The following is a 17287-nucleotide window of genomic DNA, read 5'->3' as shown; positions in this document are numbered from 1 at the left end:
GGCCCCCTCAGACCGGCGCCGGAACCTCCGCGACGATCGCCGCGATCAACGCCTCGCTGCGCCCACGGTCCTGTCCGCCCGACACCAGGCTGAGCCGGTGCGCCAGCGTCGGCACAAAAAGCTCCCGGGCATCATCGGGCACCGCGAAGGTTCGCCCTTCCATCAGCGCCAGGGCGCGTACCGCCCGCATCATCGCCAGCACCCCCCGCGTACTCACACCGACGCGCACCTGGTCATGGGAGCGCGTCGCCGCCGCCACCGCCAGCACATAATCGACCAGACTCTCGTCCACGCGCACCTGGGCGGCCAGCGCCTGAATGGCCCTGAGTTCATCGGCGGCACACACCGGCGCCAGGTGTTCCACCGGTTCCTCCAGCCCCCGCGACATCACGATCTCGCGCTCAACCTCCCGGGTGGGATAACCGATGGAGAGACGCACCATAAAACGATCCAGCTGGCTCTCCGGCAGCGGATAGGTGCCGTGATGATCCAGCGGGTTCTGTGTCGCCAGCACCAGAAAGGGCTTTGGCAACTCGTAGGTCCCTTCATCCACACTTACGCGGCCCTCACTCATCGCCTCCAGCAGTGCCGACTGCGTGCGCGGGGTCGTGCGGTTGATCTCATCGGCCAGCACCAGCCCGGCAAAAATCGGCCCCGGCCGAAAAGTAAAACTCTCCTGTTTCTGGGAGTACATCGACACGCCGACAATATCGCCCGGCAAGAGGTCACTGGTGAACTGCACCCGCTGAAAGCTCAGCCCCAGACTTCGCGCCAGCGCCAGCGCCAGCGTCGTCTTGCCGACGCCGGGCACGTCTTCCAGCAGCACATGCCCCCGCCCCACCGCGCTGGCCACCGTCCAGCGCACCACCTGCTCCTTGCCCCGGAACACACTGGAGACCTGATCGACGAGGCGATCCAGAATCCGTGAGGCGTCTTCAAGACTTATCGTTCGGGGGGGAAACGCATCGGCACTCATAACACTCCTGCTCACATGATCGATCCCCGCGCGCATCGCCGATGCGCGCGCCCGGGCGCTGCACAACACTCCCACACCAGAACCTAACAAGCCCCGCCGCCGACGGCCATCGGCCTTCGCCCACACCTGCTGCCTGCACTCTTGCCCCCAAAGCCCCTGTGCGCAGCTTGTGTGTGCTATCTCGTCGTTTTTCAACACGTTATAGACTCCGCAGGGGGATCCGTGTCCCGAACACAACGCATCTATGGTTGGAGCATGCTCCTCGGCGCCACGTTGTTGTGGTCATCCTGCGGTGGCGACTCAGACTCCCCCTCACCGCTGACGATGCGTCCACCGGAGGTGGCCGTAGAAGTCGCCCTCAAGCAATCACGCAGGGTGCAGATCACGCTCGAAAACCCACAGCCCCGGCCGCAGGCCTACACCTTTGAAACCACGTCCAACCAGGTCGAGATTCGCACTCCGACGCTGCGTCTCCCCCCCTACTCCACGTCCCAGATGGAGTTACTCCTCACCTGCCCGTCCCGGCCCGGCGTCTACCGGCTGACGGTAGAGATTCGCGCGCTCCACAGCCGCACCGAAGCGCGTCTCCCCATTGAACTTAGCTGCACCCAAGCCACCACCGATCGATCCATGCTCGGCATCACCCTGGCCGGAGTGCCCGCTGATGCCACCGCTCCGGTCTTCATCACCGACGCGCGGCGCGATAGTACGCATCTGAGCTCCGGCGCCTCGCATGAGCTTTTGCCCGGCTCATATCGCCTGCGTGCGCCCGATCTTGAGATCCAGGGAGAGATGTTCACCCCGGAGCTTCGTGAGCTGGAAGTCGAACTGCTTCCCGGGCAGCACGCCGATCTGAAGATCGCCTACGCCCCACTCTTCGCGCGCAGCGGCGCCAAACTTCAGGTCTCGCCAGCGGGCCTGCCCCCCGGCGCGCGGGTGCACGCCACACTGCGCACCCCGAGCGGCATCTCGCTGGCGGTATCCACGGGTACCCCCATCGAAAACCTGCCCCCGGGGACCTACACCCTGCGCTACGGCTGGGCTCATGCCCGCAACGCCGACGGCTCTCCCTGGCTGGGCCGACCGCTCCCGCCGGAGCACACCCTGGAGCTCGACGAACGAAGCCGCATCGAACTTCGCCCTACCTACATCGACGCCCGCATGATCAGCGAACCCGCCGATCACGGCCCAGGGAGCCTGCGGCGAGCGCTCAACGAAGCCGTGGCGGGTACGACCTTCTTTTTAGATGACACGGTGGATGAGGTGGTGCTGGATGCCCCGCTGCACATTTCCGCAGACGCCACCCTGGTGGGGGGCGCCTCTCCTCCCCGGCGCATCACCACCCGCGGGGCTCACGGCGCATTCCTCATCGAGAAACACGCCTCTCTGACCCTGGCGGGCCTCACCCTCAAAGAGTGCGCCGGCCCCCACGCTCCGGCCATCGAAGCCTACGGCGCTCTCGACCTGCTGGATGTCACCATCGCCGACTCCCGCACCATCAGCACCCCGGCGGCCATCCGCGCGCACACCACCTTGAGCGCCGTGGGCCTGAAGCTGCACAACAACCACAGCGACGAGGCCACCGGCGGGATCTGGGTGGGGCCCGATGCCCTGGCCTGGATTCAAAACCTGGAAGCCGTCCATAACATCGGCCAGGCCGGCGGCGCCGCGCGCGTCCTGGGCGAGCTGACACTGCGCGATAGCAACTTCACGTTGAATCAGGCCCGCCGGGGCGGCGCCATGGACATCCCCGGGGTTCTCCGCGCCGATCGCGTCGGGTTCTGGTTTAACCGCACCTCACACCAGGCCGGCCCCGGCGGCGCGCTCCTCTCCGGAGGCGCCAGCCATCTGAGCAACGCTACCTTCGGATACAACCTCGCCCGACAGGGAGGCGCGATTCACACCCAGGGCACCCTGGATCTTCGTTTCAGCACCTTTTTCCAAAACCAGGCCGACCGCGACGCCACCATAAGCCTGACAGACCGGGCCCGGGTCAGCGTAAACACATCCCTCATTCTGGGAGGCAGCGCTGATAATGAACATTATGTAAAAACAACTACATCTGCCTCGACGAACTTCCGACATGCCCCCGAAGGCTCGATCCTCTACCGCAACGGACTACCCACGGCCGCAGCGCCCGCACGCCTCGGCACGGAGCTCCTCCTCCCTCCGGAACAATGCGCCTCCCTGCATGACGATGACCTTCGCCTCGATCAGCTCGGCACACCCCGCTTCACCGAAACCTACTGCACGCCCGGCGCCGTCGAGCTCGCCTCGCCACGCACCCTCCTGGATCACCTGCAACCCGGGCCCCTGGCCAACCGCCCCCATACAGGCTTCTTCGTCTCGAAGCAGGGGCTCACCTACCATTTCCAAAATGCCTACCGCGAACACGGCGCCTTGCACCTGAGCACCGGCAGCATTCAGACGCAGCTCTCCGGCCGCGGCCACCTGTGTCACGCGTCCTTTTTGCTTGAGATGCCCGATGACACTCTCCCCCGGGTCGCGCTGAGTTCCACGCCCCCGGGCCAGACGCTCGCCACCATCGCTGTGGCCCCCCGGCGGTGGCGCGTCGACCTGAGTACCCCCACCCCCATCCAAACATTGCACCTCGCCACCCACAGCCCCCAGGTGACCCTTCTCGAAGTGCAGCTCCTTGCCACAGGCTGCGACCGCGGCCCGGGCCTTGACACCCCCTCGACGGACTCTAATCTGCCCGAGGTTACCTCCCTGCCCTAACCTGGCGCCTTCGGGCCACGTCGCCACCCGGCGACTTCTCCGCGGCAGGGGGAATGCGACAGGTCGACCGGCGGTTTTTTCTCGACGTGCCCCCGGCCCTCTCAGGACGAAGTTATGGCCAAATCCCGAAGCTCCTCCCGACGCTCCCGAAAGCCCCGCTCCGCCGGCAGCCGTTTTGTCTCGTTTCTAAAGTGGATGCTCGTTCTGGGCATCCTCGCGGGGCTCGCCGGGGTCGCGGGCCTGGCCGGCATTTTTTACTACTACGGGCGCGATCTCCCCGAGATTCTCAAGCGAGAGGACTACAATCCTCCCCAGGTCTCCCAGGTCTTCGCGGCCGGCGGCGAGCTCATCGCCGAGTTTCACACCCCGGGAGAGCGACGCACGCTGGTGCCCTTGGACCGCATTCCCCCCGTGGTTCAGAACGCCTTTATGGCGGCCGAAGATGCCGAGTTCATGACCCACTCCGGTGTCGACTACGTGGGTCTGGTCCGCGCAGTGTACTACGCACTTCGCTACGACCAGGGCATGAAGGGCACCTCTACCATCACCCAGCAGACCATCAAGAACCTCATGCTCACCCCGGAGCGGGCCTACGAGCGCAAGATCAAAGAAATGATCCTCGCGCGTGAGCTGGAGGAGAACCTCACCAAAGAAGACATCCTCTACCTCTACCTCAACACCATCTACCTGGGGCACGGCACCCACGGCGTAGAGGAAGCCTCTCAGCATTATTTTGGCAAGAGCGTCAGCGATCTCAACGTCCAGGAAGCCGCACTGCTCGCCGGCCTGACCAGTGGCCCCGAAGCCAACACCCCCTTCCGCAACCCCGAGGGAGCCATGCGCCGACGCACCTACGTGCTGCGTCAGCTCTGGGAGAAAGGCTTCATCGAAGAAGGCGTCTACCGCGACGCCGACAAGACCGAGATCGAAATCGTGCCTCGCTCCACCTCCCGGCCACACCTGGGAAGTGCGCCCTATTTTGTCGAGCATATCCGTCAAGATTTGATGGAGCGCTATGGCGAAGAGAAGGTCTACACCGGTGGCCTGCGCATCCACACCACCCTTGATCTGGACATGCAGCTGGCTGCCGAACGCGCCGCTCGCCAGGGGCTTCGTGCCTACGACGACCGCCGCAAATTCTTCCAGGCTCAGCGACGCCTCGCCGAAGACGACATCCCCAAACATATCGCCCGACAACACAAGGAACACAGCGGCACGCTGCGCCCGACCCAGGTGTATGAGGCGGTTGTCACCGGGGTCGACGTAGAAAACGACCGCGTCGACGTGCAACTCGGGCAGATCAAGGCCACGCTCGCGCTGACGCCGCGAACCCGCATCCTGGGAGAAGGCTCCGAGGCCAAGCCCCTTGACGAAGCCTTCGCGCGCGGTGACGTGCTCCGCGTCCAACCCCTGGCCGAGATTACCCCGGACCATAGCGACTCCGCGGTGGTGCGCTTTGAAACCAGCGCCGAGGCCGCACTGGTCGCAATCGATCCCCTCACCCGGGAGGTCAAAGCGCTGGTCGGGGGCTATGACTTCGGCGCCAACAAATACAACCACGCCATTCAGGCACGGCGCCAGACCGGCTCCGCGTTCAAAACGCTGGTCTACGCCGCGGCCCTCGAAACCCGAAACATCACGCCGGCCACCGTCTACCTGGACAGCCCCACAGTCTTCAAACTTCCGGGCGGCGAGAGCTGGTCCCCGCGCAACTCCGATGGGAAATGGCGCGGCCCGATTCGCGTTCGCGAAGGGCTGGCCTCCAGCCGCAACGTCGTCTCCGTCCGGGTCCTCAACGACGTGACCCTGCCCCGCGCCATCGAATTCTCCAAACGCGTTGGGGTTCAGAGCCCGATCGTCAACAACTACACCATGGTGATGGGCTCCAGTGAAATGCCCCCCATCGAAATCACCAACACTTACGCTACGTTCGCAGCCAACGGGCAACTTGCTCAGCCCCGCTTTCTCAACCGCGTGGAGTCAGCCCGCGGCGATCGCGATCTCTTCCAGACCCATGCCGAGCCCGTCCTCGCCCCGGAGGTCGCCCACCTGACCACCTCGTTACTCCAGAGCGCGGTCGACGGATACATCGACAGCAAGGGCAATCGCCGCGGCGGCACCGCCGGCCTCCTACGAGCGGTGGGACACCCCATCGCCGCCAAAACCGGCACGACCAACGAGAGCCGCGACGCCTGGATTGTCGGCTACATCCCCGACCTGGTCGTCGGCGCCTGGGTGGGCTTTGGCGACAACCGCTCGCTGGGACCGCGCCAGTACGGCGGCTCCGTCGCCGGACCGATCTTCCGCGACTTCCTCATCGCGGCCCTCGAAGACCGCAAGGTCCCCCTGGAGTTCCAACCTCCGGTCACCGGCGTCACCACCGCTCAGATCGATCCGATCACCGGCAAGCTCGCCCGCTCTGCTGACGACGGATTTGAAGAGGTGTTTATGGTGGGCACCGCTCCCACCGAGTACGCCCCGAGCAACGAAGAAGACTCCGGCGAGAACTTCCTCTTCGAACAATTTCAATAAGCCGCTGCCCGCTGGCTGAGCGCCGTTCACAAAGCGGCGCTCAGCCAGCGCCAGGCGCGGGCGCTACCGACCAACAACTCAAACGCCGAGACGCTCACCACCACAATGAGCAGCCAGCGTACCCAGCGCCCGGCCCCGGGCCAGCGCACCATAATGCGCGCGCCGAGCCACGCCCCCACCCCCTGCCCCAGTGCCACTACCGCTCCCACGCCCCAGTCCACCTGCCCGTTGACCACAAACACCGGTAGCGTCATCGAGGTAAAGAGGCAGACCGCCATCAGCTTCAACGCGTTGGCCCGGGCCACATCCTTGCCCAGCCCCAACACCAGCGTCATCAACATCAACACCCCCACCCCGGCCTGCAAAAAGCCTCCCCAGAACCCGACCGCCGCCAACGTCAAGGCACGCGTCAGGGAGTAGCGTCCTCGCTCCGGGTCGCTGGTATGACGCAACCAGCTCTGCGGACGCATCAGGAGGATGGCCAACATCGCCAACATTACCCACCCGATGATCGTCTCCAACGCATCGGCCGACGTTCGCACCGCCAGCGCCGCACCACACAACGCCCCCAGGCTCGTTGCCCCGAGCACCCACAGGTTGCCGCGAAGCTCCACCTTGCCGGCCCGGGCCAACGTGGCAATGCCCACCAGGGTCTGAACCATCACCCCCACCCGGTTGGTCCCATTGGCCTGGCTGGCATCAAGCCCCAACACCATCAACAGGGGCAGCACCACCAACGAGCCACTGCCGGCCAGAGTATTGATCATTCCGGCCAGCAACCCCGCGCTCACCGCCAGCGGCCACATTTCCATGCTCAAAACCACGCACACCTCATCAATTTCAACAATTTGCAGGTGAATTTTTTGGGCACACCCGACTTCGGCGGTACAACGATCGTCGTCGGGAAACCGATACCCCCCTCAACCGACCGCGCCCGGGCCGCCACCCTGGCCGGTCATGCTTCCCGGAGCCACGGACGGCAAAAGGAGCAGGCATGCGACAGATCCTCTGCACATTTGACTCGCCGCGCGAGTACTTCGCCCAGCTCAAGCGCCACGATGAGTTCTCACGCCACGGCGACACCCTGGCCTTCCTCGGCGCCTTTGGTCTGCGCCAGGGCGAAGTCATCAAAGTAAGTATCGTCGTGGAGAGCTGCGATCAACGCACCGATCTGCACATGCGGATCGTCCACCGACGCCCCTCGGCCGCCGGCCGTGACCGTGGTGCGCCCTGGCGCTATCAGGCCGTCGTTACCGCCGAGGACGCCATCTGGCTGCAGATGTTCTCCTCCAAGATGGCCACACTCCTGCGCGTTGGCCACCCGTCGATCTAAGACCTTCGCCCCATCAGATAGTGTCCCTAACAAAAAAGCCCCCGGAGACCTGGCTCCGGGGGCTTTTTTGTCATCCTGTCACTTACTTACGCTTGCGAAGGCTGTGATTGAGTTCTGCCTTGCGCAACCGAATCGACGAAGGCGTGATTTCCACGTACTCATCGGCCTCAATGAACTCGATGGCCTTCTCCAGCGTCATCTGCACTTTCGGCGAGAGCACCAGCGCGTCATCACTACCGGAGGCCCGCACGTTGGAGAGCTGCTTTTTCTTGTTGGGGTTGACCACCAGGTCGTTGTCCCGGCTGTGCAGACCGATGATCTGACCGCCATACACCGGCTCGGCCGCCTCCACAAACAGCGTCCCGCGCTCCTGCAGGTTATGCAGCGCGTAGGTCGTGGTATCGCCCTTCTCCAGCGCGATCATGACACCGTTGCGGCTGCTCTGAAGCTCGCCACGATAGGGCTCATAGCCGGCAAAGTTGGTGTACATAATGCCGGTACCACGGGTGTCGGTAAGAAACTCCGAGCGGTACCCGAAGAGACCACGCGAAGGCACCCGGAACTCCAGGCGCTGCGTGTTATCGCTGTTCATATCCAGCCGCACCAGCTCGCCCTTTCGCTCGCTGAGCTTCTGAATCACGGTACCGGCGTAATCCTGCTCGGTCTCCACGATCACTTCTTCAATGGGCTCGAGCTTCTTGCCGTTTTCATCTTCCCGGTAGATGACCTGCGGCTGAGAAACCTGCATCTCAAAGCCCTCGCGGCGCATCTGCTCAATGAGAACCGAGAGGTGAAGCTCACCACGACCCGAGACCACAAAAGCCTCGGCGCGTTCGGTGGTCTCGACCTTCAAGGCCACATTCTGCTCCAGCTCGCGGTCCAGACGCTCACGAATCTGGCGACTGGTCAGGTACTTACCCTCCAGACCGGCGAAGGGCGAGTTGTTGATCATCAAGACCATCGAGACGGTGGGCTCGTCGATGGCGATCATCGGCAGGGGATCGACATGATCCGGAGCGCAGATGGTCTCTCCCGGAAGGATACCCTCCAGACCGGCCACGGCGACGATATCGCCGGCGCTGACCTCTTCGCGATCGACCCGGTCGAGTCCTTTAAAGCCAAAGAGCTTGGTGATGCGAGCGCTGATCTGCTCGCCATCGCGCTGCGAACGCACTACGCGGTCGCCGATGCGCATCGTACCGCGGAACACCCGACCGATCGCCACACGCCCGACGTACTCATCGTACTTCAGCGTCGCGACCTGCATCTGAAGCGGGCCCTCCGGGTCATCCTTGGGCGGGGGCACATGCTCGATGATCGCCTCCAGCAGGGGGCGCATGTCGCTGGACTCGTCTTCCAGCTCCTTTTTGGCAAAACCGCCCAACCCGGAGGCGTACACCACCGGGAAGTCGAGCTGCTCATCATCGGCCTCCAGATCTCCAAAGAGATCAAAGACCATGTCGAGCACCTTATCAGGGCGACCGTTGGGGCGATCGATCTTGTTGATGACCACCACCGGGCGCAACCCCAGCTCCAGGGATTTGCGCAGCACGAACTTCGTCTGGGGCATCGGCCCCTCAAACGAGTCGACCAGCAGCAGCACCGAGTCGACCAGCTTGAGCACGCGCTCAACCTCGCCACCGAAATCGGCGTGGCCCGGGGTGTCAATGATGTTGATGCGGTAGCCTTCCCAGTCAATGGCCGTGCATTTGGCCACGATGGTAATGCCTCGTTCTTTCTCCAGGTCGTTGGAGTCCATCGCCCGTTCCGCGAGTTCGCGGTGTCCGGAGACGGTCTGGCTCTGCTTGAGAAGCTCGTCGATCAGGGTCGTCTTGCCGTGGTCGACGTGTGCGACGATGGCGATATTACGAATGTTGGTCATGGGTCCGTGCCGGGAATATCCAAAGGCTAGGCTCAGCCCTCCGCCCTGGCCTCTCCGAGGACGGCGCCGAACGACGGCCTTTTTTGGAACGCACAGGAGGCTTACGCCACCTGAATTCCCAACTGCGGCCGCAGGGACAGATATTGCTCACTCACCGAATAGTCAATAAGAGACCGCATTCGGCTTTCAATGGAGCGTTGGCTAATGCAACGCGGCTCTTCGCGCAAACATGCCTCAGCCACCCCCAGATCGTCACAAAAAAGAAATCCGATGCGGTTGGCCGTATCCTCAATCGCCTCGACCCAGGGCCCCAGCGCCAGCTCATCACGGCCTTGAAGCATCGCTTCGACCACCCGTTTAAGCCGGGCCAGGTCGTCGCCCTTAAACGCCCGCCGCATCAGTTTAAACGCCTCCTCATTCTGGAAGCTCGCCGCGTAATCAACCTCCGGGCGCACCAACGCCACCGCCCGGTAGAGAATGGCCTCCAGATCCGTCTGCGCGAGAATCCCGGCCAGGTAGAAGGGATCCAGAAAGAGAAAGAGCTGCTTGGCCACCATGAACGCGATGTGCTTCTCGCGCGCTGACACCAGGAGATCTTCGCTGACAATGAGCCCCTCCGGAACCAACGCTCCGTTGACCAGGCCGACCTGATCAGCCTTGCGCCACAACTCCGGAAGTTCCGTATAGCCCAGCGCGGCACCCACGCTCTTATAAAAGTTGCTAAACGCCATGTTGTCGCCCAGCTTCACCCGATCGCGACGCTTAAGCCCGTAGGTACTTCTCGATTCGCCGGTGTACTCCTTGAGCGGCGGCTTGAGCAGGCGGAAACACTCGTTGAGTTCGGACTCCAGCCCGGGCGTAAAGATGTAGCGACGCATCATACTCGGGTTGATCTGCCCGCGGATGGGCTTGATCAGCTTCGAATCAAAACGCTCCACAAACCCCAGCGCTTTGGCATCCAGACGCGCCCCGCTGGCGCGCAGCGCCCGGTACACGCAGAAGGCGTGATCGATGTTTTTCTGCCGGAGGTAGACCTTCCCCAGACGATCGAGCCACTGGGCCGGCTGCACCCCGGGGGTCTGCCCCATGGCACGCAGGTGTGCGATGGCCGTCTCATAGTGCTCAGGATGCTCCTCGGTCAGCGCGATCAGCTCCGAACGAAGCCCGGCATGGTCGGGCAGGTACTCCAGCGCCTGGTTAAACGCAAAGATCGCATCGTCGTTGCGATCCAGATGGTCACGATACAGATCGCCGAGCTTCTGCCAGAGCACGCCCAAAAGATTCGGATCCACATCGTCGCGCTCGGAGTTCGCCGCGATCACCTGTACATAGGACGCCTCCAACTCTGCCCAATCACGAGCATCGACCAGAATCGAGGTCACGGACTTAAACGCATCCAGACGCGTGGAGTCGTACTCCAGCGCCTTGCGATAGCCCGCCAGCGCCTTCTCAGACTCCCAGAGTTCGGTACGAGCCACGTTGGCCGAACGAATCAGATACTCGGCCTTCTCAGGCCCCTGCTCAGCGATCATGCTCAGTGTGAAATAGGCCCGGCTCACGCGACGGAAGTCCCCCAGCTCCCGGGCAACCTCGGCGATGCGCTCGACCGCATGGCGGTTCTGCGGCCACTGCGCCACCGCTTCTTCAAAGGTATCAAGCGCGCGCTCGGGATCATTGAACGACTTGATCCAGTCATCCCCCAGAGCCACCAACGCCATCGAGCGAGCCCGATCATCGTCCAGCCCCTGAATTAGCTTCAGCCGCGCCTCTACCACATCCCCCGGGTCGCCCAGCTCGCCAACCGCGCGCAGAAGCCCGGTCAGCGCTTGTTTGTCTTCAGGCACCTCGACCAGAGCCATTTCAAACGCGGCGCGAGCCTCGCGATGATCCCCGAGTGCCTCGCGCAATCCTCCAATACGGTCGTAAATCCCGGCAACCTGCCCCGCATCCAGCCCGGGCTTGTGATGGAGCAGGAGCATCTGAGCGACCTGGAGCGCGCGTTCACGTTCCCCACCCGACTCCAGCAGTTCCGAGTAGGCCGCGGCCACCTCCCGATCGCGCGGCTCAATGGCGTACGCACGGCCAAACGAGAGCCGCGCGTTTTCGGCATCATCGAGCGCCAGATAAACCTGCCCCAGACGGCTGTACAGCCAGATGTTCTGACTTCCATCCCGCGTGGCTTCGGGCTGGCGAGCCAGCTCCTCCAGGCGTAACCGGGCCTTCTCGACGCTCCCCTGCCCGAGAAGCGCTTCAATCTGCGCTCTGGATTCGGAGAAGGGGACAAGAGCGGGACCAAACTCAAGCCCGCCCGGCTCTACGTGCACTTCGACCATCGCCATCTCCAACGACCTGTGAGGGCCACGCCATGTAGGACTGGGGTTAGAAGGGTGCCTCTAAGACAACCATTCTATGAGCCCCGGCCACCACGTCAACCGTCTGACGCGCGCGAACCTGACCATGCTGCCGCAGCGTGAGCTGATGGCGCCCCTCGGGCAGGCGCAGGCGCTGGCGCGTGGCGTCACCACGGGCACGGCTCCCCACGTAAAGCGTTCCCCAGGGGATGAGCGTTACCTGGAGCGTCCCCATCTTAGGCCTGCTCTCGTCATAAAGCGCCGCCACCTCCCCGGCGATACTGACACTTACCAGCGCCCGCTGCGCTGCGCTTCGCTCAGCACCGAGACGAAACGCCGCGCTCCGGGCGACCTCCCGCGACCGAGCCACCTGCCCGCCGGCCTCCGTCTGCACCTGAGTCAGCACGTGCCGAACCGGCGGCCCCTCGTCCGCCTCCAGCTCAACCTCGCGCGGGGCCGCCTCCGTCTCACCTCCCCCGCGGCCCAGGAACCCCGTCACCACCACCAGACTCACTAACCCCACCATCGCCACCAACACCGCCGCCAGTGACGGGCGCAACCGGGCTCCCCACAAACGACGCTGTCCCCGGCCCGAAGCCACAGCACCAGTCGCCTCGGCAGCCACCGCCGCCGCGCGAATCACCGCAGTATCGTCGCCCGCGCTCTCCACCTTGAGCACCGTCGGAATCACCTGATCGGTGGTAGCCGGGTCGGCCCGCGGAACCTCGTCGGCCCCCGTCGTGACCACCGCGGCTTCCTCATCCTGCGAAAGGGCCAGCTCGCACCCTTCCCCGCGCTCTTCCCGGGCCTCAACGGACTCCACATCCCCGTCCTCCTCCCGGGCCTCGACGGGCGCCTCATCCCCCTTGTGCGCCGATGCTCCCGCGCCCGACGCCTCCCGCACCGGGGCTGCAGCCTCGGTCAGAACCTCTCCGGTCGTCACAGCTTCGAGGACACGCGTACGAACGTTGGCCATCTGAGCGCTGAGCAGCGGCCAATCTTCGGTGGTGCGTTGACCACTCTCCTCCTCGGGCCCCACATCGCCCAGTGCTTCTTTGAGCGCATCGACCATCGCGACCACGCTGGCGTAGCGATGCTTGGGCGACTTCTCCAGCGCCTTGAGCAGCGCGTCTTCAAACGCCGGCCCGACCTGCAACTCCGGGCAATACGTCCGCAGGGGCAGCGCCCGCTCATTGAGATGGCGAAGTGCTGTCTCCATCGGTGCGGCCGCCGCAAAAGGGTTTCGCCCGGTCAGCATTCGGTAGGCCACTACCGCCAGCGCATATTGATCGGAGCGGGCATCGACCTCCGAGCCCAGGAGCTGCTCCGGCGCCATGTACTGAGGAGTCCCCACCAGTGTGCCGGTCTGCGTCAGCCCCTCATCCTCGCCAGCCCCGGTGAGCGCCTTGGCAATGCCAAAATCAATCACTTTGACAAAGTCACGCTTCCCCGCGCGCTCCACCAGCATGATGTTTTTGGGTTTTACATCGCGATGCACCAGCCCCTGCTCATGGGCATCATGAAGGCTCTGGGCGATCTGCTCCAGAATCGCCACCGCCCGGGCCGGTGAGAGCGCCTGTTCGGCGTCCAGCAACTCATCGAGGCTCTGACCGTCGAGAAATTCGGTGACCAGAAAGAGAAAACCGGTCTCGGTATCGACCCCAAAATCGTAGAGCACCAGCGTATGCGGATGAGTCAAACGACTTGTCGCGCGCGCCTCGGCGCGAAAGCGTTCCTCGACGCTGTGATCATCGGCGCGCCCGGGCAAGAGCACCTTGACCGCACACCGACGATCCACCGAGAGCTGGCGCGCTTCAAAGACCGCACCGTAGCCCCCCTTCCCGATCAAATCCTTCAATTCAAAGCGGCCCGCAATCACGCGCCCCATCAAGTCATCGAGTCGCATCGCCTCTCCCCGGTGAGCCGCAACCGCACCCTGCGCGCGGTCGCACCCCTCGCGTTAGTCCTCACGCGCCCGAGCCCACAACGAGACGGCCTTGCTCAGTCACGAACCTCACCATGAACGCTCCCCACAGATTGTGCGGACTTCATGACCACCATGTGATGCAATGGACCGAGTTTAACATGCCCTTCGGCCAGATCAACCACGCCCCGCAGCAAATCACCGGGCACCCCGTGGCTGCCCTGGCGCCGAACGCGCTTTGAGCTCCCACCGCCCAAGCCCCACCTGTGGCGGCACGATCCACTCACCATCAAAGCCACCTTCGGCGCTCACCTCGGCCTGCCCCAACGAAACAGCACGCTCGAACGCGCGGGCTCCCACCGGCACGAGCAGCACTTCCACGCGCCCCACCTCGCCAGCCACCACACGCCCGCGCACGGCCAGGGGTTGCCCGCGAAACACCTCGCCGGTGGCATCGGTGATGGTGATAACCGGCTCGGTCCGCGTCTCCAACTCCTCGCTCCCCTCACGAAGAGGAGACGTCGTCAGGGGATCCTGGCCCGCCCCTCGCGGGGGTTCCGGCATCTCTCCACCACGCCCGGAGGGCATCGACACGTCACGCGGGGCTGCACGCTCGGGCTCCATCGGCATCGGCCCGCCGTCGCCGAGGGCCGACGCGGAGCTGGTCCCCGGGTCAAACGCCACAATCTCATCAAGATAGCGCTGAGGCTGCGGAAACCCATCGCGACTCCCACCCTCATGCACGTTATTCGAACCCATATTCTGGTAGTTGAAGCCGTCGGCCGCGCCCCCCAGGTCAATGCGGCGCCACCCCTGCCCCGGCCACCGTACCTCGGCAAAGGCGTGAGCTTCGTTGTAGACAAAACGACTCTCAAACCCGAGCGCCCCGGCACTCACCAAAAATGCCAACGCGCGATGGCGACACACCCCGACCTGCAGGGTTGTGATCGCCTCGTAACGGTCTCCCTGAACCGCGTCCTCCGGAAAGGGCTTTCCTTCGAAGTCGCGATAATACCCCACCAGCGCGTCGAGCGCCTGACGCGGCGTCATCTGCCGGGTGATACCGCGCGCCCCCAGCACGCGCCCGGCCACCTGACGCGCCTGCTGATCCGGCAGACGCAACTCAGGTGAGTCGAATTGCTCCCACCCAATCTGCGGGTCGAGCACGCCGTCGAAGTAGAAGCGGTCAACGCCCAGCTCCATATTCACCCGCACCACGCCGTCGTACGCCGCACTCACATAGAAGTTCCCTGCCCCATCACGCAGCACCTCCACCGGCACCGGAGGCTCGGAGAGCACCTGGAGCACCCGCTGCTCCGGCGCCACGCTGGGAACGGGGTGAACACGCCCCCGCTCCATGCGCACCAGAAAGCTCCCCCAAAAGCGATCTTCGTTCGCCCCCAGCCCTCCGCCAATCGCCACCTTACGGCGCTGCGCTCCCCCCAGACGCGTGCGGTAGTCGCCGGCGTCGGTGCGGAGCACCGCGTCATGAACAACCCCACGCTTCCAGGGTACCACGCTGGGCTCAAAGCTCGCCTGATAGTCCAGCGCATTGACCCGATCGGTATTCGCATCAAGCTCCGCGCTGCCCACCCGGGGGTCGAGCCCACCGTGCGGATACTCCACACCTTCGGGCCCCACAGGCCCCTGATCAGTCCACACCCACTCTTGCCGTCCCGGCTCCACGCTTAACGAGGGCTGGCTCCCCGCGCTCCAGGGGCTCGCCAGAGCTCCGCGCGTCGGTCCGCTGCTCCCCCCGGCCACCCCGGCCCCCTCTTCACTCAACGCCCGAAGCTGCTCAGCATCGAGATAACGGTGCAGCACCCGCTCCCCTGGAGGCATCTCCTGGGCCAGTACAATCCCCCACCCCAGAGCCACCACTAGCCCCACCGGCCCCCCCACCCACACTCTCAGATGCCTGTCACGTCTTCGCCGCACATCACGCTCCTGGCCCCGCCGTCCACCCATCCCCCTGCTTCAGGGCGTGGGCACGCCCGTGGTGGTCAGCAACGCTTTCAAGTCTTCATCATCAAAACGAATCCCTGCCCCGATAAAGTAGTCGCGCCGATCGGGGTTGATCACGTCATCAATCCCGCCGGAGATGTACGCAAACTCCAGGAATCGATAAGAACCCCAGGCGCGCAGGCGAGGATTCTCCGCCGCGCTGAAATCAAAGAGGTCGGCCTGGACCTCCAGGCGTCGATCAGGAAACAACCCCACCGTCGCCCCGATTCCGCCGGTACTCTCGATGATTCCGAAGCGCCCTCCCAGGCGCAGCCAGTCGGCCAGCTGGAACGAGCGCCCCAACAACAGACTGAACTTAAACTCATCGGTCGTGGTGGTACGCGTCTCCTGATAGAGCGGGTCCTCGCTGGAGTCGGTCGTGTTCACCCGCTCGGTGACCACCGAGGTCGAGCCCCGGAAGTCATCGACAAACTCAAACATGTAATATTTGTCGTCGTTGGGCTCCAGACGCAGCCCGAAGACGTTTTTGAGCTGCTGGTTCTGCAAATGATACTCGCTGCGCAGCTCCACAATCGTGCGCAGGCGAGTCACCCGATTCACGAAGTCGCCGGCGTCTTCCAGAATCTGCTCGGTGCGGTAGGCAATCGTCGGGTTGTTGATCAACTCCCCCACCGTACCCTCGCCCTCGTTGATCTTCTCGGTGATATCCTGAACGTTCTGCAGGCTGTAGTTCAGCGAATCCAGCGTGCGCTGAAGCCGGGAAAGCGTCCCCTGCATCGTGCCCAGACCAGCCTGAACATCGGTAGTCGACTGACCGATGATGTAGCGCACCTCCTGCACAATGGCTTCGGTATCGCGCAAAATCGTATCGATGGACTCCGATCCCCGCGCGGTCAAGAAGCTGACATCGCGCCCCACGTTAGCCGCGTCGTTGACCAGCTGATCGAGTTTCGGGCTATTGGTCGTCACAAAGAGGTTGAGCGTGGCCACCATGTTCTGCAGGTCGTGGAGCATCTGCTGAATGCCCTGCTGAGCCTCATCCCCTCCAAAGACCCCGGCCAGCGAACCGGTCACCGCTTCGATATCGCGCGTAATCTCATTGAGACGGTCGAAGAGTTCCTCGGGCCCGGCCCCTTTGATGGTGTTGGCGATGCGATCGCCGTCCTCCAGAACGCGCCCCTCGGTGCCCGGCGTTAGCTCCAGGTAATAGTCACCGATGATGCTGGCCTGCTTCTTGGCAATCGTCGCCCCGTTAACGTCCATCCCCGCCGGCGCCGGAATCCCCTCATAGAGGACGATATCGCCGCGCACCGACACATCGACGCGCGCCCGATTCCCATCCAGACGAATCGCGTCGATCGTCCCTACCGGAATCCCCGCCATCTGAATGCGCGACCGCACGGCCAGGCCGGTCACATCATCAAAATGCGTGTAATAGTGCTTCATCGGGGTGTCGCCCATCGAGGAATCCCCGCTGAGCGTGGTCACCATAAAGACGGTCGCAGCGACTCCCGCGATCACGAGCAGCCCCACCTTAAAAGGCGTCATCACTTCCGCTAACTTCATCGTGCCACCGCCTCGTTCC

The 17287-nt window shown here is 63.9% G+C and carries 10 protein-coding genes; 3 read left to right on the top strand and 7 right to left on the bottom strand.

The features are described 5' to 3' along the window. Window positions 1–7 precede the first annotated feature (7 nt). On the bottom strand, window positions 8–976 hold the full coding sequence (locus DL240_RS12665; protein WP_111730267.1) for an AAA family ATPase: 969 nt from the start codon (window positions 974–976) through the stop codon (window positions 8–10). Window positions 977–1198: 222 nt separating this feature from the next. Here DL240_RS12665 and DL240_RS12660 point away from each other — a divergent pair, with 222 nt between their 5' ends. Together DL240_RS12660 and DL240_RS12655 are read left to right on the top strand one after the other, a co-directional pair. Then, window positions 1199–3715: a hypothetical protein gene (locus DL240_RS12660; RefSeq protein ID WP_146618275.1), complete on the top strand. Its 2517-nt coding sequence runs from the start codon at window positions 1199–1201 to the stop codon at window positions 3713–3715. Window positions 3716–3829: 114 nt separating this feature from the next. Beyond that, window positions 3830–6247 carry a penicillin-binding protein 1A gene (locus tag DL240_RS12655; protein ID WP_111730265.1) on the top strand — a complete coding sequence of 806 codons (2418 nt, stop codon included), beginning with the start codon at window positions 3830–3832 and terminating at the stop codon, window positions 6245–6247. 26 nt (window positions 6248–6273) lie between these two features. Here the strand turns inward: DL240_RS12655 and DL240_RS12650 are convergent, their stop codons facing one another. Further along, a complete protein-coding gene (locus tag DL240_RS12650; RefSeq protein ID WP_158542542.1) occupies window positions 6274–7071 on the bottom strand; it encodes a sulfite exporter TauE/SafE family protein in 798 nt (265 codons plus the stop codon). A 170-nt stretch (window positions 7072–7241) separates the two neighbouring features. Between DL240_RS12650 and DL240_RS12645 the strand changes: the two genes are divergently transcribed. After that, entirely contained in the window at window positions 7242–7580 is a 339-nt protein-coding gene (locus tag DL240_RS12645; RefSeq protein ID WP_111730263.1) for a hypothetical protein, read from the top strand. An 82-nt stretch (window positions 7581–7662) separates the two neighbouring features. Here the strand turns inward: DL240_RS12645 and typA are convergent, their stop codons facing one another. The 5 genes from typA to DL240_RS12620 all read right to left on the bottom strand — a co-directional run bounded on the left by typA (window position 7663) and on the right by DL240_RS12620 (window position 17268). After that, a complete protein-coding gene (gene typA, locus DL240_RS12640) occupies window positions 7663–9462 on the bottom strand; it encodes a translational GTPase TypA (RefSeq protein ID WP_111730262.1) in 1800 nt (599 codons plus the stop codon). Window positions 9463–9563: 101 nt separating this feature from the next. Further along, the gene (locus tag DL240_RS12635) at window positions 9564–11795 is read right to left on the bottom strand and encodes a tetratricopeptide repeat protein (RefSeq protein WP_158542541.1); all 2232 of its coding nucleotides are present in this window, start codon (window positions 11793–11795) and stop codon (window positions 9564–9566) included. Window positions 11796–11841: 46 nt separating this feature from the next. Then, window positions 11842–13719 (bottom strand): serine/threonine-protein kinase, encoded by a 1878-nt coding sequence (locus DL240_RS12630; RefSeq protein ID WP_111730260.1) that lies wholly within the window; start codon window positions 13717–13719, stop codon window positions 11842–11844. A gap of 216 nt (window positions 13720–13935) precedes the next feature. After that, a complete protein-coding gene (locus DL240_RS12625) occupies window positions 13936–15675 on the bottom strand; it encodes a transglutaminase-like domain-containing protein (RefSeq protein WP_146618274.1) in 1740 nt (579 codons plus the stop codon). A gap of 39 nt (window positions 15676–15714) precedes the next feature. After that, window positions 15715–17268 carry an MlaD family protein gene (locus tag DL240_RS12620; RefSeq protein ID WP_111730258.1) on the bottom strand — a complete coding sequence of 518 codons (1554 nt, stop codon included), beginning with the start codon at window positions 17266–17268 and terminating at the stop codon, window positions 15715–15717. Window positions 17269–17287: the final 19 nt, after the last annotated feature.

The sequence above is a fragment of the Lujinxingia litoralis genome (assembly GCF_003260125.1).
Taxonomy (GTDB): Bacteria; Myxococcota_A; Bradymonadia; order Bradymonadales; family Bradymonadaceae; genus Lujinxingia; species Lujinxingia litoralis.
The sequence above is the reverse complement of the archived record's forward strand: the minus strand, read 5'-3'. Positions and strand labels throughout refer to the sequence as shown.